The 20,832-nt window shown below is 64.6% G+C and carries 19 protein-coding genes, 2 pseudogenes and 1 riboswitch; of the genes and pseudogenes, 13 read left to right on the top strand and 8 right to left on the bottom strand.

Annotated elements, in window-relative coordinates; genetic code table 11:
• Positions 1 to 248 precede the first annotated feature (248 nt).
• Positions 249 to 642: pseudogene (locus AKN84_RS49490) on the top strand (DoxX family protein).
• Positions 643 to 790: 148 nt separating this feature from the next.
• Here AKN84_RS49490 and AKN84_RS34570 read toward each other — a convergent pair.
• Positions 791 to 1,270 (bottom strand): Lrp/AsnC family transcriptional regulator, encoded by a 480-nt coding sequence (locus AKN84_RS34570; protein ID WP_050402725.1) that lies wholly within the window; start codon positions 1,268 to 1,270, stop codon positions 791 to 793.
• Between the two features lie 283 nt (positions 1,271 to 1,553).
• Between AKN84_RS34570 and trxB the strand changes: the two are divergent.
• The 3 genes and pseudogenes from trxB (at position 1,554) to AKN84_RS34555 (ending at position 4,909) form a co-directional block, all read left to right on the top strand.
• Positions 1,554 to 2,517 (top strand): annotated as a pseudogene (gene trxB, locus AKN84_RS34565) (thioredoxin-disulfide reductase).
• Positions 2,518 to 2,519: 2 nt separating this feature from the next.
• Positions 2,520 to 3,440 carry a LysR family transcriptional regulator gene (locus tag AKN84_RS34560; protein WP_028344089.1) on the top strand — a complete coding sequence of 307 codons (921 nt, stop codon included), beginning with the start codon at positions 2,520 to 2,522 and terminating at the stop codon, positions 3,438 to 3,440.
• A gap of 551 nt (positions 3,441 to 3,991) precedes the next feature.
• Positions 3,992 to 4,909: a 4-hydroxy-tetrahydrodipicolinate synthase family protein gene (locus AKN84_RS34555; protein WP_050424931.1), complete on the top strand. Its 918-nt coding sequence runs from the start codon at positions 3,992 to 3,994 to the stop codon at positions 4,907 to 4,909.
• Positions 4,910 to 5,070: 161 nt separating this feature from the next.
• Here AKN84_RS34555 and AKN84_RS34550 read toward each other — a convergent pair whose 3' ends face one another.
• Complete coding sequence (locus tag AKN84_RS34550; RefSeq protein ID WP_050424930.1) at positions 5,071 to 7,464, bottom strand: heavy metal translocating P-type ATPase; 2,394 nt, start codon at positions 7,462 to 7,464, stop codon at positions 5,071 to 5,073.
• Between the two features lie 65 nt (positions 7,465 to 7,529).
• Between AKN84_RS34550 and AKN84_RS34545 the strand changes: the two genes are divergently transcribed.
• Positions 7,530 to 7,805 (top strand): metal-sensitive transcriptional regulator, encoded by a 276-nt coding sequence (locus AKN84_RS34545; RefSeq protein ID WP_050424929.1) that lies wholly within the window; start codon positions 7,530 to 7,532, stop codon positions 7,803 to 7,805.
• Between the two features lie 201 nt (positions 7,806 to 8,006).
• Here AKN84_RS34545 and ychF read toward each other — a convergent pair whose 3' ends face one another.
• From ychF to AKN84_RS34525, 4 genes are all read right to left on the bottom strand, one after another.
• Positions 8,007 to 9,104 carry a redox-regulated ATPase YchF gene (gene ychF / locus AKN84_RS34540; protein ID WP_050424928.1) on the bottom strand — a complete coding sequence of 366 codons (1,098 nt, stop codon included), beginning with the start codon at positions 9,102 to 9,104 and terminating at the stop codon, positions 8,007 to 8,009.
• Positions 9,105 to 9,157: 53 nt separating this feature from the next.
• The gene (pth, locus tag AKN84_RS34535; protein ID WP_050424927.1) at positions 9,158 to 9,769 is read right to left on the bottom strand and encodes an aminoacyl-tRNA hydrolase; all 612 of its coding nucleotides are present in this window, start codon (positions 9,767 to 9,769) and stop codon (positions 9,158 to 9,160) included.
• A gap of 55 nt (positions 9,770 to 9,824) precedes the next feature.
• Positions 9,825 to 10,550, bottom strand: coding sequence for a 50S ribosomal protein L25/general stress protein Ctc (locus AKN84_RS34530; protein WP_050424926.1), 726 nt, complete (start codon positions 10,548 to 10,550; stop codon positions 9,825 to 9,827).
• 344 nt (positions 10,551 to 10,894) lie between these two features.
• Entirely contained in the window at positions 10,895 to 11,155 is a 261-nt protein-coding gene (locus AKN84_RS34525; RefSeq protein WP_021077345.1) for an accessory factor UbiK family protein, read from the bottom strand.
• A 178-nt stretch (positions 11,156 to 11,333) separates the two neighbouring features.
• Between AKN84_RS34525 and AKN84_RS34520 the strand changes: the two genes are divergently transcribed.
• The 7 genes from AKN84_RS34520 (at position 11,334) to AKN84_RS34490 (ending at position 17,687) form a co-directional block, all read left to right on the top strand.
• Positions 11,334 to 12,068 carry a dienelactone hydrolase family protein gene (locus AKN84_RS34520; RefSeq protein WP_050424925.1) on the top strand — a complete coding sequence of 245 codons (735 nt, stop codon included), beginning with the start codon at positions 11,334 to 11,336 and terminating at the stop codon, positions 12,066 to 12,068.
• Positions 12,069 to 12,083: 15 nt separating this feature from the next.
• Positions 12,084 to 12,929: a prolipoprotein diacylglyceryl transferase gene (lgt, locus tag AKN84_RS34515; protein WP_050424924.1), complete on the top strand. Its 846-nt coding sequence runs from the start codon at positions 12,084 to 12,086 to the stop codon at positions 12,927 to 12,929.
• A gap of 84 nt (positions 12,930 to 13,013) precedes the next feature.
• On the top strand, positions 13,014 to 14,072 hold the full coding sequence (locus AKN84_RS34510; protein ID WP_050424937.1) for a class I SAM-dependent methyltransferase: 1,059 nt from the start codon (positions 13,014 to 13,016) through the stop codon (positions 14,070 to 14,072).
• Positions 14,069 to 14,836 carry a peptidoglycan editing factor PgeF gene (gene pgeF, locus AKN84_RS34505; protein ID WP_050424923.1) on the top strand — a complete coding sequence of 256 codons (768 nt, stop codon included), beginning with the start codon at positions 14,069 to 14,071 and terminating at the stop codon, positions 14,834 to 14,836. The genes AKN84_RS34510 and pgeF overlap by 4 nt, the downstream gene beginning before the upstream one ends.
• A 74-nt stretch (positions 14,837 to 14,910) precedes the next feature.
• Entirely contained in the window at positions 14,911 to 15,843 is a 933-nt protein-coding gene (locus AKN84_RS34500) for a helix-turn-helix domain-containing protein (protein ID WP_050424922.1), read from the top strand.
• Between the two features lie 102 nt (positions 15,844 to 15,945).
• Positions 15,946 to 16,554 carry a hypothetical protein gene (locus AKN84_RS34495; protein WP_050424921.1) on the top strand — a complete coding sequence of 203 codons (609 nt, stop codon included), beginning with the start codon at positions 15,946 to 15,948 and terminating at the stop codon, positions 16,552 to 16,554.
• Positions 16,555 to 16,733: 179 nt separating this feature from the next.
• Positions 16,734 to 17,687: a ribose-phosphate pyrophosphokinase gene (locus AKN84_RS34490; RefSeq protein ID WP_028344316.1), complete on the top strand. Its 954-nt coding sequence runs from the start codon at positions 16,734 to 16,736 to the stop codon at positions 17,685 to 17,687.
• 331 nt (positions 17,688 to 18,018) lie between these two features.
• Here the strand turns inward: AKN84_RS34490 and AKN84_RS34485 are convergent, their stop codons facing one another.
• Together AKN84_RS34485 and AKN84_RS34480 are read right to left on the bottom strand one after the other, a co-directional pair.
• On the bottom strand, positions 18,019 to 18,825 hold the full coding sequence (locus AKN84_RS34485; protein WP_050424936.1) for an SDR family NAD(P)-dependent oxidoreductase: 807 nt from the start codon (positions 18,823 to 18,825) through the stop codon (positions 18,019 to 18,021).
• A gap of 180 nt (positions 18,826 to 19,005) precedes the next feature.
• A complete protein-coding gene (locus AKN84_RS34480) occupies positions 19,006 to 19,602 on the bottom strand; it encodes a 6,7-dimethyl-8-ribityllumazine synthase (protein WP_050424920.1) in 597 nt (198 codons plus the stop codon).
• A 79-nt stretch (positions 19,603 to 19,681) separates the two neighbouring features.
• A riboswitch (FMN riboswitch) is annotated at positions 19,682 to 19,835 on the bottom strand.
• A 443-nt stretch (positions 19,836 to 20,278) separates the two neighbouring features.
• On the opposite strand from AKN84_RS34480, the gene AKN84_RS34475 reads away from it, so the two are divergent.
• The gene (locus AKN84_RS34475; protein ID WP_050424919.1) at positions 20,279 to 20,779 is read left to right on the top strand and encodes a type III secretion system chaperone family protein; all 501 of its coding nucleotides are present in this window, start codon (positions 20,279 to 20,281) and stop codon (positions 20,777 to 20,779) included.
• Positions 20,780 to 20,832: the final 53 nt, after the last annotated feature.

Raw genomic sequence — 20,832 nt, 5'->3', positions numbered from 1 at the left:
CACCATACTAGTGAGGCCGTGACATGTTTATGCAATATAATCATGTCGGGGGACTGCGGCTCGGCTGATGATTGCGTCGCAACACGCAATCGCGGCGCGTCACCGTGTCACTGGTGCGTTCTCTCGCAACTGCAATCGCGCGAGGAATGATTCCAGGCACAAGGTGTTGACATCACACTCCGGTGGCGAACACCGTGTGGTTCTGCATCGTGCAATGTTCCAGCGTGTCAAACAGGGGGTAAATGACAATGGACCAGATGTTTTCCAAGTTTCAACCGGTGGCGCTGAGCCTGTTTCGGTTCATCACGGGACTGCTGCTGTTTCAGTTCGGCGTCGCCAAGCTTCTCAAATTCCCTCCCGGGACGATGTTCGAGAAAGTCGAACTGTTCTCGCTGATCGGCGCAGCCGGCACGCTCGAACTGATCCTGGGCGGGCTGCTGATGATCGGCCTCTTTTCACGGATCGTGGCCTTCATCCTGGCAGGCGAAATGGCCTTCGCCTACTTCATCGGCCATTTCCCCAAAGGCTTCTATCCGCTGCTCAACAACGGCAGTCTTGCAATCGCGCTCTGCTTTGCCTGCCTGTATCTCGCGACCTCGGGCCGGCCCGATCAGCGTCGATGCCGCAATGGGCAAGCGGTAGCGCGCCCTCACCTCGTCATTGCGAGCGAAGCGAAGCAATCCATCTGTCGGCATATGCGGAGCGATGGATTGCTTCCGCCTTCGCCAAGGCTACGGCGGACAAGTCGTCGCTTCGCTCCTCGCAATGACGGGTCGACGTGCTGCGTACTTCAGCTCGCCGCCTTCACGCCCAGCGGCACCGCGGCTTCGTATTTCGAATTGTGCAGCACCAGCGACGTCCTGACATTGCGCACATGCGGCGCGGCGGTCAGATGGGTGACGAAATCCTGGAACGTCGCCATGTCGGGGGCGACGCATTTGAGGATGAAATCGACTTCGCCCGACAGCATCCAGCATTCGCGCACCAGCGGCTCGGCGCGCACGAAATTCTCGAAGGCGCGCAGATCGGCATCTGCCTGGCTCGACAGATGCACCGAGGCGAACACCGTGACGTCGTAGCCGAGGCGGCGCGGATCGAGCAGGCCGCGATATCCCTGGATGTAGCCTTCCTCTTCCAGCGCCCGGACCCTGCGCAGGCAGGGTGGCGGCGAGATCCCGACGCGTTTGGCGAGTTCCACATTGGTGATTCGGCCATCGGCCTGGATCTCGGCGAGGATTTTGAGGTCGATCTCGTCAAGGTTCTTCGACACGCGACTACGGTTCCCCTGGAGTTTGGAAGGTTTGGCAGGTCTGCCGGCAACTCTCATAGCGCAGCCAGCCGGCATTGCGCAATTTTATTGCGCGTGCAGCGCATGATTTCGCGAATGTGACTTCAGTTCCGGGGAAAAATCGCTGCCATGGATTGCAATTCTTGCATAGCTTCCCAGATATCCTAGACTTGGATTTGACACTTTTGGCGCCGCCGTGACGCGTTTCCGGGGCGCTTCCCGCACAAGTCCTTGATCAAAATCCCCAAAAGAGAGGGATCTTAAAATGCCCGCGCCTACCCATGCCAAGGTCGTCATCATCGGGTCCGGCCCCGCCGGTTACACCGCAGCGATCTACGCGGCGCGCGCGATGCTCGAACCGATCCTGATCCAGGGCATTCAGCCGGGCGGGCAGCTCACCATCACCACCGACGTCGAGAACTATCCCGGCTTCGCGACGTGATCCAGGGCCCCTGCTGATGGAGCAGATGGAGAAGCAGGCGGCTCATGTCGGCACCAAGATCGTCACCGATCTGGTGAACAAGTTGGAACTCGGCCAGCGGCCGTTCCGCCTGACCTGCGATTCCGGCGACGTCTATCTCGCCGAGACCGTCATCCTCGCCACCGGCGCCCAGGCGCGCTGGCTCGGGCTGCCCTCGGAAGAGAAGTTCCAGGGCGGTGGCGTCTCGGCCTGCGCGACCTGCGACGGCTTCTTCTACCGCGGCAAGGAAGTCGTGGTGGTCGGCGGCGGCAACACCGCGGTCGAGGAAGCGCTGTACCTGACCAATCATGCCTCCCAGGTCACCATCGTGCATCGCCGCGATCACTTCCGCGCCGAGCGCATCCTGCAGGAGCGGCTGTTCAAGCATCCCAAGATCAAGGTGGTGTGGGACTCCGCGATCGACGAGATCTGCGGATCGGAGAATCCGAACAAGGTCACCCATGTGCGGCTCAAGAACGTCAAGACAGGCGCCCTGACCGACCTGAAGACCGACGGCATCTTCATCGCGATCGGCCATGCGCCGGCGACGGAGCTCGTCAAAGGCCAGATCAAGCTGAAACCGTCGGGCTATGTCGAGGTGGCGCCGAACTCCACGGCGACCTCGATGCCCGGCCTGTTCGCCGCCGGCGACGTGGCGGACGAAACCTTCCGGCAGGCGGTCACCGCCGCCGGCCTCGGCTGCATGGCTGCGCTCGAGGCCGAGCGCTTCCTGGCTCTTCGCGCGAGCGATCGCGCAGCGGCGGAATAATCATGGCACGATCTCGCGACGGATTTACGGATATGGATTGGGACAAGCTGAAGGTCTTTCACGCAGCGGCGGAAGCTGGCAGCTTCACGCATGCCGGCGAGCAGCTTGGCCTGTCGCAATCGGCGGTCTCCCGCCAGGTCAGCGCGCTGGAGCAGGAGCTCTCGGTCTCGCTGTTTCACCGCCATGCCCGCGGCCTGATCCTCACCGAACAGGGCGACCTCCTGTTCCGCACCGCGCATGACGTGTTCATGCAGTTGCAGGCGGCCCGCGCAAAACTCACGGACAGCCGCGAGCGGCCGAGCGGCGACCTCAAGATCACGACGCCCCCGGCGCTCGGCATCAACTGGCTGATCCCGCGGCTCGACGAATTCACCGCACTCTATCCCGACATCCGGATCTCGCTGATCGTCACCGACGAGGACCTCGATCTGTCGATGCGCGAGGCCGACGTTGCGATCCGCACCCGCAAGCCGACCCAGCCGGACCTGATCCAGCGCAAGCTGTTCTCGATCGGCTTCCATGCGTATTGCTCGCCGGAATACATCAAGCGCTTCGGCACGCCGCGAACGCTGGATGATCTCGACTCGCATCGCATCATCATGCTCGGCGACTCGCAGGTGCCGCCGCATCTGCAGAACCGCAGCTGGCTGATCGACGCCGGCCGCAACGGCTCCGGTCCGCGCGAACCCTACTTCAAGGTCAACAACATCCTTGGCCTCGTGCGCGCCTGCCAGCAGGGCCTCGGCATCGCCGCGCTGCCGGACTATCTGGTCGAACAGAACAACCTCGTGCAGCTGTTCGGCGAGTCCGACTCGATCGCGCTCGACACCTACTTCGTCTATCCGGAAGAGCTGAAGACAGTGGCCCGGGTGCAGGTGTTCCGCGACTTCGTGGTCAGCAAGGCGCAGCGCTGGCCGTCCTGATTAAGCCGGCCTTATAGGACCGGTTAATAGGGATGCCCGCGCTGTCCCAAGAGGCCCCTGAATCTCCGCATGACTGACATGCGACCTGGATAGTTGCTGCATGGCGTCGATGGGGATCATACTGTTGCCACGCTGAGCGGTCGCGTCGCGCATATGTCCCCCTCCTCCAGTGGCGCGGAAGTTCAGTAATCCCTCTTGGAAGGTGATTGTGTCGGCCTCACGTGGCCAATACCTTAAGCCGGGCTCTGCTGAGCCCGGCTTTTTTTCATCGTCAGATCCATTCACCGCTGCCCCTTCACCTCGACGTCATGCTCGAACGTGCTGCACGTCACGGTCAGCATGTGCATTGACAACAACCTCGCAGCGCAGCATCATTACGGCATGATCACGACTTCGTGCGCCGCTCTCTCGTCGAAAAAAGCTCCCCTCCCGGGGACACGCGATCGCGCGCGATAAGATCACCTTCGCATTCAACGATCCCGAAACCCCGCCGCCTGGACGGGGTTTTTTGTTGGTCCCGTCTCCGGCTTTGTCCCCTTAGGAGATGGAACATGACCGAGCTACACCAGCAATTGCAGGGCCTCTGGCTGCCTTTGATCACGCCGTTCCGCGGCGGCGAACTCGACGTCACCTCGCTGCGCCGCCTCGTGCGGCACTATGCCAGCGGCCCCGTCGACGGCTTCATTCTCGGCGCGACCTCCGGTGAAGGCATGGCGCTCAGCACCGATGAACTGGAGGGGCTCGTGAGTGTCGTGCTCGACGAGCTCAGTGCCAACTCCCGCCATTTACCGGTCGTCCTCGGGCTCTCCGGCGCCTCCACCGCCAGGATGAAGGAAACGCTGGACGATACGGCCGACTGGCCGATCAACGGCTATCTGATCGCGAGCCCCTACTACATCAGGCCCTCGCAACGCGGGCTCGTGCAGCATTTCAACGCGCTGGCCGATCACGCGTCGTGGCCGATCGTGCTCTACAACATTCCGTATCGCACGGCGGTGAACCTCACCAACGAAACGCTGCTGGCGCTCGCGGAGCATCCGAACATCGCCGGCATGAAGGACTGCTGCGCCGACCGCGCGCAGTCGATCGACTTCCTCAACCGGCGGCCGGAAGGCTTCCGCGTGCTGACCGGCGAGGATGCGCAGACATTCGATGCGCTCTCGGACGGTGCCGACGGCGCGATCCTGCTGTCCGCACATCTGGAGACAGACACCTTCGCTTCGATCCGCACGCTGCTGCGGCAGGGCAAGCGCGACGCGGCACTGGCCGCCTGGCAGAGCGTCGTCGGCCTGACCCGGCTGCTGTTCGCGGAACCCAGCCCCGCGCCAGCCAAGCACTGGCTGTGGCGGCAGGGGCTGATCGACAGCCCGGAGGTGCGGCTGCCGATGGTCGAGGTGAGCGAAGATCTCGCAACCTGGCTCGATGCCGAGATGGAGCGCCGCGCACAGTTGCTGTTGCAGCCGGCGTGAGGCTGCTTCTCCCTCGCCCCGCTCTTGCGGGGAGAGGGTTGGGGTGAGGGGAGCTTCCGCGAATATGGTGAGAGATGGACTCGTGGAGAGTCCCCCTCACCCGGATCGCATCTAACGATGCGATCCGACCTCTCCCCGCACGCGGGGCGAGGTAAGAAAGATCAATCCAGCTTCACCTGCGACAGCCGCAGCGCATTTCCGATCACGCTGACCGAAGACAGCGCCATCGCAGCCGCGCCGACCATCGGCGACAGCAGGATGCCGAACAGCGGATACAGCACGCCGGCCGCGATCGGCACGCCGGCGGCGTTGTAGACGAACGCGAACGCCAGATTCTGGCGGATGTTGCGCATGGTTGCGACCGACAATCGCCGCGCGCGGACGAGGCCCATCAGATCACCGGTGAGCAGCGTGATGCCTGCGCTCTCGATCGCCACATCGGTGCCGCCGCCCATCGCGATGCCGACATCGGCCGCGGCGAGCGCCGGCGCATCGTTGACGCCGTCGCCGGTCATCGCGACGGTGCGGCCCTCACCGCGCAGCCGCTGCACGACCTCGCTCTTGCGCTCCGGCAGCACGCCGGCCTCGACCTCGTCGATGCCGAGCGTCTTCGCCACCGCGCGCGCGGTGGTCTCGTTGTCGCCGGTCAGCATCACGATGCGCAGGCCTTCGGCGCGCAGCGCCTGCAGCGCGCTCGTCGCCGACGGCTTGACCGGATCGGCAATCGCGATCACGCCGGCAATGCTGCCATCGATTGCAACATAGATCGCGGTTGCGCCGTCGCGCCGCGCGGCTTCTGCGGCTTGGTCCAGCGCTACCGTCGCGATCTTCTGTTCGGCCATCAGCACGGCGTTGCCGAGCGCGACCTGCTTGCCGTCGACCGTACCGGTCGCGCCCTTGCCGGAGGGCGAGGCAAAATCGCTGACGGCTGATGATGCGAGCTTGCGTTCCTTCGCGGCCGCGAGGATCGCCTGCGCCAGCGGATGCTCGCTGCCCTGCTCGACGCTAGCGGCCAAGCGCAGCAACTCGCTCTCATCGACCCCTTCGGCGGCAATGACGCGCACGACCTTCGGCTTGCCCTCGGTCAGCGTGCCGGTCTTGTCGATCACCAGCGTGTCGATCGCTTCCATCCGCTCCAGCGCCTGCGCATCGCGGATCAGGATGCCGGAATGCGCGCCGCGGCCGACACCGACCATGATCGACATCGGCGTCGCCAATCCGAGCGCACAGGGGCAGGCGATGATCAGCACCGTGACGGCGGCGACCAACGCAAAAGTCAGGCGCGGCTCGGGGCCGAACACCGACCAGGCGATGAAGGCGAGCACGGCGGCGGCGATCACCGCCGGCACGAACCAGCCGGCGACGCGATCGGCGAGCCGCTGGATCGGCGCGCGCGAGCGCTGCGCCTTCGCCACCATATCGACGATGCGCGATAGCATGGTGTCGCGGCCGACCTTCTCGGCGCGCATCACGAGGCCGCCGCTCTGGTTGACGGTGCCTCCGATCACGCTCGCGCCTTCCGCCTTCGTGACCGGCATCGATTCACCCGTCACCATGGATTCGTCGATGACAGCGCTGCCCTCGACGACGACACCGTCGACCGGCACCTTCTCGCCGGGGCGCACGCGCAGCCGATCGCCGACCTTGATCGCGTCGATGTCGATGTCCTCGTCGCCATGTTCGGTGATGCGCCGCGCGGTCTTGGGCGCGAGACCGAGCAATGCGCGGATCGCGCCCGAGGTCTGCGCGCGGGCGCGCAATTCCAGCACCTGGCCGAGCAGCACCAGCACCGTGATCACGGCCGCCGCCTCGAAATACACCGCGACCGCGCCATGCATGTCGCGCAATGCAGGCGGGAACAGCTGCGGCGCCAGCGTCGCAACCACGCTGTAGGCATAGGCGACGCCGGTGCCGATCGCGATCAGCGTGAACATGTTGAGATTGCGCGTGACCAGCGACTGCCAGCCGCGCACGAAGAACGGCGCGCCCGCCCACAGCACCACCGGCGTCGCCAGCACGAACGAGATCCAGTTCGACCAGGGCTGCGGCACCAGATGCATCAGCCCGAGATGGCTGCCCATCTCGAGCACGAACACCGGGAGCGTCAACGCCAGGCCGATCCAGAATCGCCTGGTCATGTCGATCAATTCAGGATCGGGACCATCGTCGAGTGAGACCTGCTCGGGCTCCAGCGCCATGCCGCAGATCGGGCAGCTGCCAGGACCGACCTGACGCACTTCGGGATGCATCGGGCAGGTGTAGATCGTGCCGGCCGGTGCCGGCGGCTCCGCCTCGCGCGGCTTGAGGTACTTCTCAGGCTCGGCCTCGAAGCGCTCGCGACAGCGGCCGCTGCAGAACAAATACTCCTCGCCCTTGTAGCTTAAGCGGTGCTTGGCGGTCGCCGGATTGACCTTCATGCCGCAGACCGGATCGATCGCGAACGCAGCCTCGGCCGGCGCGGCGCCGTGATCGTGCTTGCCGCCGCAGCAGAAATGCGCGGCCGCGCCGTGATGGTGGTGATCCGCGTGCGAATGGTCGTGCTTTGCCTGTGCCACGAAACTCTTCCCGGCCAGTATCCCGGCCTCTTGATTTAGATACCCTAGGGGGGTATATGAACCCTATGCGCGAAGAGATCAAGACATCCTGTTTAAAACGGCTCAAACGAATCGAGGGCCAGATCCGCGGCCTCGCCGGCATGGTCGAGGAGGATCGCTACTGCATCGACCTGGTGACGCAGATCGCGGCCGCGCGCGCGGCGCTGCGCCGCGTCGAGGAAGAGGTGCTGCGCGATCACGTGGCACATTGCGTGGAACATGCGATCTCGTCCGGCGACAAGGCCGACCAGCGGCGCAAGATCGCCGAGCTGATGGATGTAATCGGCCGCGCGGATCGGTGAGGCGTCAGAAGTACTGCATACTCGCTGTCGTCCCGGCGAAAGCCGGGACCCATAAGCACAGGAAGTAGTTGTTGGCGCGCGCTGGAGCCCCAGCGTGCTTCATAACCACGCCCTGTGGTTATGGGTCCCGGGTCGCGCTTCGCTTGCCCGGGACGACGTGGGGAGAGAGCACTGCCGCCTCACGTCGACTGAACGGCACGATCAGGTATTGAACCTGAAATGCATCACGTCGCCGTCGGCGACGACATACTCCTTGCCTTCAAGCCGCAGCTTGCCGGCATCGCGCGCGCCGGCTTCGCCGTTCCCGGCGATGTAGTCGTCGTACGCGATGGTCTCGGCGCGGATGAAGCCCTTCTCGAAATCGGTATGGATCACGCCGGCGGCGGCAGGCGCCTTGGTGCCGCGGTCGATGGTCCAGGCGCGGGCTTCCTTCGGGCCGACGGTGAAATAGGTGATGAGGTCGAGCAGCCGGTAGCCGGCGCGGATCAGGCGGTCGAGCCCGGCCTCTTCGAGACCCAAGGTCTCCAGGAAGTCGGTACGCTCCTCGCGCGACAGCGTCGCGATCTCGGATTCGATCTTGGCGGAGATCACGACCGCCACCGCGCCCTCCTCCCTGGCACGCTCGAACACCGCCTTGGAGAAATTGTTGCCGTCCTTGGCCGAGCCTTCCTCGACGTTGCAGACATAGAGCACGGGCTTCGAAGTCAGCAGCCCGAGCATGCGGAACGCGCGCTCCTCCTCCGGCTTGCGCTCCATGCCGCGGGCCGGCTTGCCGTCGCGCAGCAACGCCAGCGCGCGGTTGACCAGCTCGAGCTGCTCCTTGGCTTCCTTGTCGTTGCCCTTCGCCTTCTTGGTGAGATTGTCGACGCGCTTCTCGAGGCTGTCGAGGTCGGACAGCATCAGCTCGGTCTCGATGGTCTCGATGTCGGCGAGCGGCGCGATCTTGCCTTCGACGTGGGTGATGTCGGAATCCTCGAAGCAGCGCACCACGTGGGCGATGGCGTCGACCTCGCGGATGTTGGCGAGGAACTGGTTGCCGAGGCCTTCGCCCTGCGAGGCGCCGCGCACCAGGCCGGCGATGTCGACGAAGGTCAGCCGGGTCGGAATGATCTGCGCGGACTTCGCGACCGCGGCGAGCTTCTCCAGCCGCGGATCGGGCACCGCCACCTCGCCGACATTCGGCTCGATGGTGCAGAACGGATAGTTCGCCGCCTGGGCAGCCGCCGTCTCGGTCAGCGCATTGAACAGCGTCGACTTGCCGACGTTAGGCAGCCCGACGATCCCGCATTTGAATCCCATGTCTTCCTCTATCCATCTTCGTCATGCCCGGCCTCGCGCCGGGCTCAAGGGGATCAGGCCGGCTCGCCGCCGTTCTCACCCTTGTCGAAAAATCCCTTGGCCTGCATCGTCAGATGCACCTTGTTGGCGAACGAGGCGTCGTGCCCCGCCGCCAGCAGGCCGGCATTGTCGGCGACGGCCTGGCACAAGGCCTCCACCCACGCCCGGTCGCTCTTGGCGAAGTCCGACAGCACGTGGCTGTGCACGAGCTCCTTGACGCCGGGATGACCGATTCCGAGCCGCACCCGCCGATATTCGTTGCCGATATGTGCGGAGATCGAGCGCAGCCCGTTATGGCCGGCGATCCCGCCGCCGATCTTGACCCGCACCTTGGCGGGCGGCAGTTCGAGCTCGTCCTGGAACACGGTGATGTCGGCGGGCGCGAGCTTGAAGAAGTTCGCCGCCTCCTGCACCGCGCGTCCGGACTCGTTCATGAAAGTCGTCGGCTTCAGCAGCACGACCTTCTCACGATCGACGACGCCTTCGGAGGTCTCGCCCTGAAAGCGACGGCGCCATGGTGCGAAACCATGACGCCGTGCAATCTCATCGACCGCCAGGAAACCGATATTGTGCCGGTTACTGGCGTATTTCGCGCCGGGATTACCGAGACCGACAAAAAGGCGCATGGCGCGGCATCCCGCGTCGGCGCGCCATCAGAGGATCGCGCGCCGACCTGATCGATTACTTCTTCTTGTCGCCACCGCCGGCGGGAGCCTTGGCACCCGCGGCCGGAGCCGCAGCACCTGCAGCCGGAGCGGCAGCAGCCGGAGCCGCAGCACCCGCGGCCGGAGCCGCAGCGCCACCGGCAGCCGCCGCAGCCGCGGCCTTCTGCTCTTCGGCGTAGCCGGACGGCGGCACGATGGTGACGAGCGTCGCGTCCTCGCGGGTCAGCGACTTCACGCCCTTCGGCAGCTTCACATCGGAGAGATGCAGCGAATAGCTGATCTCGAGGCTGCCGACATCGGCTTCAATGTATTGCGGGATGTTGTCGACCGCGCACTCGAGCTCGAGCGTGTGGGTGACAATGTTCACGGTGCCGCCGCGCTTGACGCCAGGCGAGGTTTCGCCGTTCACGATGTGCAACGGCACGCTGACGCGGATGGTGGCGCCTTCGCCGAGCCGCATGAAGTCGACATGGAGCGGGAAGTCCTTCACCGGATCGAGGTGGTAGTCGCGCGGAATCACGCGATGCTTCTTGCCCTCGAGATCGATATCGAACAGCGTGGTCAGGAACCGGCCCGCCAGGATGCGCTGGCGCAGTTCACGATCGTCGACCGAGATGGTGACGGGGGGCTGGTTGTCTCCGTAGATCACTCCGGGAACTCTCCCGGCGCGACGCTCTGCCCGGGCGGCCCCCTTGCCGCTCTTCGGACGCGCGGTCGCCTTCAATTCCTTGACGGTCGCCATAGCGTTAAGTCCTTGTATTTAAAAAGTTAAAGGCCGCAGCGCGGCCCATGCTCAGGTCCACAGCAAGCCTCCAGGGGTGCGGGGGCCGCGGACGTGGCGGGCTTTTAGCCCCAAAGGGCCGAAATGACAAGGAAATGAAGGGATTTTTCTCACCCCCCTTTTCTTACCCTCTCCTGGAGGGGGAGGGTCGGATCGCGTTGAGCGGAGCGAAACGCGAGCCGGGGTGGGGTGATCTCTCAACACGAGTAGCGCCCGGGTGGAGGCACCTTCACCCCACCCCGGCTCAAATTTCGCTGCGCTCAATTATGAGCCGACCCTCCCCCTCCAGGGGAGGGTGAAAGATATCAGCCCGCCGAACCGCCGAGCTTGGCTTCCAGCGCGGCGATCCGCACCTTCAGCGCCTCGTTCTCCTCGCGCGCCAGGCGGGCCATGTCCTTGACCGCGTCGAACTCCTCGCGCTTGACCACGTCGAGGTCGCGCAGGATCCGTTCGGCCTGGTTGCGCATGACCGTGTCGACCTCGCGCTTGACGCCCTGGGCGGCGCCTGCGGCATCGTTCATCAGACGGCCGATCTCATCGAAAAACCGGTTGCTGGTCTGGGTCATCTCGCAAAACTCTCCGCGTTCACTGGCTTGCGCTCAAGACAATGGCGATCCCCGCCATCCGGTTCAAGTCTGCCGCGAATGGCAGGCCTCCCGAGCGCTTGCCTTGTCATGCTCCGGTTTCCTTGCAATCGTATGAACTCACAACAGAAATCGCACACATAACGCGAGCAGAAGCGCCATGATCGAAGCGACCGTCGAGATCCCGACCAAGGACGGCAAGACCACCACCTTCATCACCCATCCCGAACGCGGCGGCCCCTTCCCGGTCATCATCTTCTACATGGATGCACCGGCGATCCGCGAGGAGCTGCGCGACATGGCGCGCCGGCTCGGCACGTCGGGTTATTATGTGATGCTGCCGAACATGTATTACCGCGCCGGCGTGATGGAGCTCGGCCCGATCAATCCCGATCCGGAATCGCCAGAGCGCAAGCGCATGTTCGAGCTGATGCACTCGCTCAACATTCCGCTGGTCATGGAAGACACCAGGGGCCTGCTCGCCTATGCCGAGACCCAGAAGGCCGCCAACACCAACATCATCGGCACCGTCGGCTACTGCATGAGCGGCCGTTACGCGGTGAACGCGGCGACCCATTTCGGCGATCGGGTCAAGGCCGCCGCCTCGATCTACGGCACGCATCTGGCAACCGACCAGCCCGACAGTCCGCATCTTGCCGCGCAAAAGACCAAAGCCGAACTCTATTTCGCCTGCGCCGAGACCGACATCTACGCGCCACAGGAAATCATCGAGCAGGTCAAGGCCGGCATGAAGGGATCGAACAACGAGGTCGAGATCTATCCGGGCACGCATCACGGCTTTGCGTTCCCCAAGCGCCCGGTCTATGACCGCGACGCCGCCGAACGCCATTGGGAGCGGCTGCTCGCGCTCTACCGGCGCAACCTCGCGAACTGAGTCTCAACCCGCACGATGCCGCTCCTGCTGATCGACTTTCCGGTGTTCAACCCCGTCGCGCTCGCGCTCGGGCCGATCGTGATCCGCTGGTATGCGCTGGCCTATATCGTCGGCATCGTGCTGGGTTGGGTCTACGCCCGCTCGCTGATCAAGAAGGATCGGCTGTGGGGCGGGCCGGCGCCGATCACGCTGCCGCAGCTCGACGATTTCATCCTCTGGGTCACAATCGGCATCATCGTCGGCGGCCGCACCGGCTATGTGCTGTTCTACAATCTGCCGTTCTTCATCGAACACCCGTCGGAGATCCTGGAATTGTGGAAGGGCGGCATGTCGTTCCACGGCGGCTTCCTCGGCTGCGTCGCCGCGGTGATGCTGTTTGCCCGCCGCAACAACATCCCGATCCTGTCGCTCGGCGACATCACCACAGCGGTCGCGCCGATCGGGCTGTTCCTCGGCCGGCTCGCCAACTTCATCAACAGCGAATTGTGGGGCCGGCATGCCGATCCGAGCCTGCCCTGGGCGATGATCTTCCCCAATGGCGGACCGCTGCCGCGCCATCCGAGCCAGCTCTACGAGGCCGGGCTCGAGGGCATCGTGCTGTTCACGGCGCTGGCGATCATGATCCGGATGGGCGCGCTGAAACGGCCCGGCCTGATCCTCGGCAGCTTCATTGCGATCTACGGCATTGCCCGGATCATCGGCGAGCACTTCAGGGAGCCCGACCCGCAACTCGGATTCCTGTGGGGCGGATTAACGATGGGGATGCTGCTGTCGGTGCCAATGATTATTGTCGGCGCTATCATCATCACGGCCGCCGTCCGCCGCAGGGCAAACGGGCCGGCACCAACAACTCCAACCTGAAGCAAGTTCAATCCAAGGAAGGCCGTGAGCGAACCCTCCCCGCTGCTGGATGAGATCAGGAAGCTGATCAAGCTGTCCGGACCGATGCCGGTCTGGCGCTACATGGAATTGTGCCTGATGCATCCGCGCTACGGCTACTATTTGTCGCGCGATCCGCTCGGCCGCGAGGGCGATTTCACCACGGCGCCCGAGGTCAGCCAGATGTTCGGCGAACTGCTCGGACTGTGGAGCGCCTCGATCTGGCGCGCGATCGGCTCGCCGGAGACGTTCCGCCTGATCGAGCTCGGGCCCGGCCGCGGCACCATGATGTCCGACGCACTGCGTGCGCTGCGCGTGCTGCCGCCGCTCTACCAGTCGCTCAGCATCCATCTCGTCGAGGTCAATCCGGTGCTGCGCGAGAGGCAGCACGCCACGCTGACCGGCATGCGCAACATCACCTGGCACGACAGCATCGACGATGTGCCCGAAGGGCCGGCGGTGATCCTGGCCAACGAATATTTCGACGTGCTGCCGATTCACCAGATGGTCCGGCGCGAGACCGGCTGGCACGAGCGGACGGTCGGGATGGATGCCAATGGCAACCTGTATTTCGCGCCCGCCCCCGAGCCGACACCGCATTTCGAGGTGCTGCTGCCGCCGCTGGTGCGGGCCGCGCCGCTCGGTGCAGTATTCGAATGGCGGCCCGACAACGAGATCATGAAGCTCGCTACGCGCGTGCGCGACCAGGATGGCGCCGCGCTGATCATCGACTACGGCCATCTGCGCAGCGACGCCGGCGACACCTTCCAGGCGATCGCGCGCCACAGCTTCGTCGACCCGCTGAAGAACCCCGGACAGGCCGACGTGACCGCGCATGTCGACTTCCAGGCGCTGGCGCGGGCCGCCGAGGACGTCGGCGCGCTCGTCCACGGGCCGGCGACGCAGGGCGACTTCCTCAAGCGCCTCGGCGTCGAGGCCCGCGCCGCCGGACTGATGGCGAAAGCCAGCCCCGAAATGTCCGCCGACATTGCCGGCGCGCTGAAGCGGCTGACCGATTCCGGGCGCGGCGGGATGGGCTCGATGTTCAAGGTCATGGCCATCTCCGACCCGCAGCTCACCTCGATCGCGGGCCTCAGCGATCAGCCTGACGAGACCGAACAATGACGTTGGGATCACCGCTGCTGTCGGCCATTCCAGGCCTGCGTCACGCCTTCTTCTCGCGCGAGGGCGGCGTCTCCGAGGGTATCTATGCCGCGCTCAACGGCGGGCTCGGCTCGAACGACGATCCGGCCAAGGTCGCGGAGAACCGGCGGCGCATGGCAGCGCAACTCGGCGTACCGCTCGATCACCTGATCAGCGTGCATCAGGTTCATTCGCCTGACGTCGCTGTCGTGGACAGCCCCTGGAACGGCGCGCCGCGCCCGAAGGCGGACGCGCTCGTCACGCGCACCGAAGGTCTTGCGATCTCGGTCACGACCGCCGACTGCGGCCCGATCCTGTTCGTCGATCCCACTGCGCGGGTGATCGGCGCGGCGCATGCCGGCTGGAAAGGCGCGCTGACCGGCGTGCTGGAATCGACCATCGATGCGATGGAGAAGCTCGGCGCCGAGCGCGGCGGCATCGTCGCCGCCATCGGCCCGTTGATCCGCAAGGAATCCTACGAGGTCGGCAACGAATTCGTCGAACGCTTCATCGAGGCCGATGCCGAGAACGGCATGTTCTTCATGCCCAGCGAGCGCGACGGACACGCGATGTTCGATCTCCCCGGCTTCATCCGGATGCGGCTGGAGAACGCCGGTGTGCTGATGATCGACGACCTCGGCATCGACACCTACTCGGACGAGCGCTGCTTCAGCTACCGCCGCTCCGTGCATCGCAAGGAAGGCGACTACGGCCGGCACGTTCACGCCATCGCGCTGGAAGGCTGACGCCGGGTATCCTCTCGATATTTGTGCGACAAGCGGCTTGACTCTCCACCTGCTGGAGACCGGACAAGCGGCGCATGACACAACGCACCTACACCATCGGCGAGGCGGCACGGCTCAGCGGAATGAGTGTCCGCAAGCTGCGCTTCTATTCGGACCAGGGCTTGCTGCCGCCGGCCGGCCGCACCGCGAGCGGCTATCGCGTCTTCACCGACGACGAACTGGTTCGCCTCGACCTGATCCGCTGCCTGCGCGATGCGGGGCTCGGTCTCGACGCCATCCGTGAGGTCCTGACCAAGGAGCTCTCGCTGGACGAGGCGCTGAAGCTCCGCCTCGAGACGCTGGAAGCGGAGATCGCGGCGCAGCGCCGCGTCGCCTCGGCCCTGCGGGCTGCGTTGCGTTCACCGCAACTCACCGAAGCAGATTTGAGGAGATTCCTGACTATGACGCAGCTGTCCCGCACCGAGCGCCGCAACGTCGTCGAACGCTTTTTCGAGAAAGTGTCCGACGGCATCAACTTCGACCGGACGTGGATCCGGCAGATGATCGAAACCAGCGTCCCCGAATTGCCGGACGAGCCGACGCCCGAACAATGCGATGCCTGGATCGAGCTTTCGCAGATGCTCAACGATCCCACGCTCGTCGCCAACATGCGCGCCAACGCAGCGGATGTCTGGAATCACCACGTGCTGGATCTTGCCGCCTGGCAAGAGGCCAACGAGGCCGTGTTGGCCAGAGCCAAGGAGATCATCGCGCGCGGCCTCGCACCGAATTCGGCGGCCGGCCAGGCGCTGGCGCGCGATTGGCTGGAGACGTCGGCGCGATTGCTGAAGCGAGAGCCTGACCTCGACTTCCGCAATTGGATTCGCGGCAAGTACGCACTGCACGACGCCCGTGCGGCGCGCTACTGGGAGCTGGTCGCCATCATGCGCGGGCAATCGCCGGACGCGAGCCCGAACCGCGAATGGGCCTGGATCACGGAAGCCATACGGCACCATCTCTCTGACTGAGCAGGGAAATCCGAATCCTTGTGGCGCGGCCGCCGGTTCGGTTAAGGGCTGTGGCCGTCCTGCCCTAGACGTTAAGCCGTTTTAACGATATCGCAGGACGCAATGAGGGAAGCGTCAAACCACCAGTTTCAAACTGGGACAGCCATGCGTGCCGCGCTCGCAGCCAGCTGGCTGGCGATCGCCTGCGCGCTCGGCGGCTGCGCGGCCGGCGGCAATGTCGCCGACTCCTACGCCATGGCCACGCCGGCGAGCGGCGGCGCAACCGTCGCGTTCGAATCGATCGACGGCCCGCCTCCCCAGGTGTTCGACCGGATGGTCGGCGCGCTCGACAGCGAATCCAAGCTGCGCAGCCTGTCGATCGTGTCGCGCGAGGGCACCGCGTCCTATCGCGTGCGCAGCTATTTGTCGGCGCAGGTGGTCCGCGGCCGCACCATGATCGCGTGGGTGTGGGACGTCTACGACAGCAACCAGCAGCGCGCGCTCCGCCTCTCCGGCGAAGAGCCCGCCGGCAAGGCCGGCCGCGACGCCTGGGCCGCCGCCGACGATCTGGTGCTGCGCAAGATCACCCAGGCCGGCCTCAGCGGCCTCTCCAGCATGATCAATGGCAGCCCGGCCCCCGCCCCGGCACCGGAGCTCCGTGGGCCGGCGATGGTCAGCGCCCCGGCCTCCGCCGCGCCCGAGACCGTGGCACTCAGCTATTCCGCCAACTAACCCCCGGTATCTCCCGGGGAAAGGCGTTTTTTGCCCAGGAAAACCGCGGCCAAGGCGACCTAATGGGTTGCCAGCGGAGCCGCCTGCCTGATATTCCCTCGCGCACCGAAAACCCGCCGGTTCTGTAAGGACTTGAGATGCTGAACGTCGTATCCAGCAAGGCGCGGGGGGAAGCATCGATGTCGGCAAAAAACGGATCAATCAAGCTCGTCGCCGGCAACTCCAATCCTGCGCTGGCGCAGGACATCGCCAAGGGACTTGGCATCGAATTGACCAAGGCCGTGGTCCGGCGCTTCGCCGACATGGAGATCTTCGTCGAGATCCAGGAGAACGTCCGCGGCTCGGACATGTTCATCCTGCAGTCGACGTCGTTTCCGGCCAACGACAATCTGATGGAACTGCTGATCATCACCGACGCGCTGCGCCGCTCCTCGGCGCGCCGCATCACCGCGGTGGTGCCGTATTTCGGCTATGCCCGCCAGGACCGCAGGTCCGGCTCGCGCACCCCGATCTCGGCCAAGCTCGTCGCCAACCTGATCTCGCACGCCGGCGTCGACCGCGTCATGACGCTCGACCTGCATGCCGGCCAGATCCAGGGCTTCTTCGACATCCCGACCGACAATTTGTTCGCGGCGCCCTTGATGGTGCGCGACATCAAGGAAAAGTTCGACCTCGCCAAGGTGATGGTGGTGTCGCCCGACGTCGGCGGCGTGGCGCGTGCCCGCGGCCTTGCCAAGCGGATCAACACCCCGCTCGCGATCGTCGACAAGCGCCGCGAGCGCCCCGGTGAGTCCGAGGTGATGAACGTGATCGGCGACGTCGCCGGCTACAATTGCATCCTGGTCGACGACATCGTGGACTCCGGCGGCACGCTGGTGAACGCGGCCGAGGCGCTGATCGCGCACGGCGCCAAGGAGGTCTCGGCCTACATCACCCACGGCGTGCTGTCCGGCGGCGCCGCCGCACGCATTGCCTCGTCGCGGCTGAAGGAGCTGGTCATCACCGACTCGATCCTGCCGACCGAAGCCGTCAACAAGGCGCCGAACATCCGCCAGATCTCGATCGCCGGCCTGATTGCCGAAGCGATCGGCCGCACCGCGGCGGAAGAGTCGGTCTCCAGCCTCTTCGATTAGCACTCTGTCGTCCCTGCGAAAGCACTAGGGCATGCACACATCTTTTCCGATCGAAAAACCGACTCTTAATCAAGGACTTGGATGTGGGGCGATGACCAAAGTTCGCGAGCGCAGCTTAGCTAAACGTCGTCATTTCTCTGCGTTCTTCAGCCAAGTCCTTGAGAAGACTCCAGAAGATGTGTGCATGCACTAGTGCGAAAGCAGGGACCCATAACCACAGCGCTCTGTTGTAGAGCGCAACTGTGGCCCCATCTTTTACAACAACACACATTCGTGGTTATGGGTCCCGGCTCAAGGCCGGGACGACGGCGAGTGTGTGGCGCCTGATGCGCTAGAACCCCGGCCGCGGCACGTGGCTCATCAGCGTCCGCGCATAGCCGCCATCGACGATGATCTCCTCACCATTGACGTAGGACGAGCGGTCGCTGGCCAGGAACAGGGTCGCGTCTGCCATGTCCTGCGGCGCGCCGATCCGGCGCATCGGCACCACGGCAGTGCGGCGCTCCGTAACCCCGGGCGTATCGTAGAACGCCTGGCTCATCGGCGTGACGACGAGGCCGGGGCTGACCACATTGCTGCGGATGCCGTGCGGCCCCCATTCGGCGGCGAGCTGCTGCGAGAGCATCACGACGCCGGCCTTGCTGACGCTGTAGGCGCCGCTCTGGCCTTGCGCGTTGCTGGCGGCGATCGAGGCGATGTGGATGAGGCTACCGCGCCCGGCCTTGCGCATCTGCCGGCCGAACGCCTGCGCGCAGATGAAGTAGCCGGTGAGATTGATCGAAAGCACCGCGTTCCACTCGGCAAGCGGCAGCGTATCGAGCCCGCCGGGACGCAGCACCGCGGCCGTGTTGACGAGGATATCGCAAGAACCAAGCGTGCGCGCGACGGTGTCAGCGGCGGCCGCGACGTTATCCTCGCTGGTGCTATCGCAGCTTGCGACGAGGTGACCATCGCCGAACTCGCGCAGCTTGGCCTTGGTCTCCGCCAGCCCGCGCTCGTCGCGATCGAGCGCTGCGACCTTGGCGCCGGCACGCGCGAAGCTGACCGCGGTGGCACGGCCGATGCCGCCGCCCCCACCGGTGACGACGGCAACGCGACCCGACAGGCCGAGCCAGTCGGAGGAATGTTGTTCGGTCATGGGCGCCTCCCGCGCATTTTGATTTATGCCGGCAAGCATAACCGAACGCGCGGCGCGCGAGAGCGATCCCGGCACGCATGCCGGAATCGCTTTTGTGTCAGGACTGGAGCGCTTGGTGCTCTTGTTATTTGCGCATGATCTTTTCGGAAAACCGCTTTACACTTTTCCGGATCATGCGCTTTATCCAGGAATCCCCGCCGCGACCTGGCCGCGCAGGCGTTCCAGGCTGAGCAGCGTGTTGGCGCAGGCTTCCGCGACCTCGATCCCCTTGATCACGAAGTGCTTGCGGAAGAACTCGTAATGCACCTCGGTCTCGTGGAATTGCTGCGGCGTTAGCACCGCCGAGAACACTGGCACCTCGGTGCGCAGCTGCACATCCATCAGCGCCTTGATCACGGTGTCGGCGACGAATTCGTGGCGGTAGATGCCGCCATCGACAACGAGCCCGGCTGCGACGATCGCGGTGTAGCGGCGGGTCTTCGCCAGCAGCTGCGCATGCAGCGGGATCTCGAACGAGCCCGGCACCTCGAACACGTCGACATTGGTGATGTGACGCGCCCCGATCTCCTTCAGGAAGGAGATGCGGCACTCCTCCACCACATCGCGGTGCCAGGACGATTGTACGAAGGCAACGCGCTGCGGCTTTGCGAAGTGCGGATGCTCCGGTGCCGGCGGATTTGCCGGCGTGTCGGGAGCGCTTTCTGCTTGGGAGATTTGGACTTCAGCGTCTTGAACTTCAGTGTCTTGAACTTCAGTGTCTTGCAACATCTGATTCATGGCTTTCCTCTTTCAGGACCAGAATCAGGGCATACGGACAACGACACGAGCCCGCGCGAAAAATCGCGTTGGCTGCCGCAACCGTTCTCTTTCATCCGGACTGTAACCGTCGGCTTCGGAATTGCACCGAATCTGCTGACCCTTCTCCCGGCTTCGCGGAAGAAGGCGCTCGCGGGCTTGGGCTCATCACCCTTACCGCCGGTGGGGATTTTCGCCCCGCCCTGAGAACATCGGCACGCCCGGGATGGACGTGCCTGAGACGAAATATGACCAAACCGCGACAGCCGGGCAAGGCCTTTGGCATGGGGAAACAGCATGTCCCCATGAGCGCGCCGCGGCTCTTCCAGAGTGGTGTGAGCGCCGGAAAGGCTGATTCACGCGCGCGGCGAAGCGCCGGCAAATGGTTAACAAATCGTTTACCGATCACGAAGATTCCGATTTGTTCGCAAAATCACAAGTGTGGCGGAGATCAGCTGTGGACGATGCGCGCTTTGGCTGTGGACGGACTCGGCGTGCGGTTGCGCGGATTCCGCAAATCACATCACTTCATCGGCGTCAGGTCCAGGGGCATCCGGAAGCCCGTTTCAGGAACTGCACTCGGCCACGACGCAGTATGTCGCAAGTGCCGGCTTCCGTGTGCGTATCAAGCGATCATAAGAACAAGGTCCGAGACGGCATGTCCCTCCTCGAAAGCATTATCGATTCCCGGAACAACCCGCTTGCGGTGGTCGAGGATATCGCCACCGACAACAACTGGGCGTTCGAGCGTTCCGGCGAAGACGAGGTGACGATCGTCTCCAAGGGAGACTGGATCGATTATCAGCTCTCGTTCACCTGGATGGGTGAGATCGAGGCGCTGCATCTCGCCTGCGCCTTCGACATGAAGATGCCGCAGGCGCGCCGCGCCGAGGTGCAGCGGCTGGTCGCCGCGATCAACGAGCAATTGTGGGTCGGACATTTCGATCTGTGGACCCACACCGGCATGGTGATGCATCGTCAGGCGCTGGTGCTGCCCGGCGGCCTCACCGCCTCCACCTCGCAATGCGAGGCCATGGTGGTCAACGCGATCCATGCCTGCGAGCGCTACTATCCGGCGTTCCAGTTCGTGGTGTGGGCCGGCAAGTCGACCGCCGAGGCGATGGCCGCGGCGATGTTCGATACCGAGGGCGAAGCGTAAGGCTTCGTTCCAGCGCTTCCACATTTTCAGTGTCGTCCCGGCGAAGGCCGGGA

The sequence above is a fragment of the Bradyrhizobium tropiciagri genome (genome assembly GCF_001189845.1).
GTDB lineage: Bacteria > Pseudomonadota > Alphaproteobacteria > Rhizobiales > Xanthobacteraceae > Bradyrhizobium > Bradyrhizobium tropiciagri.
This window is presented reverse-complemented; position numbering and strand designations above follow the sequence as displayed.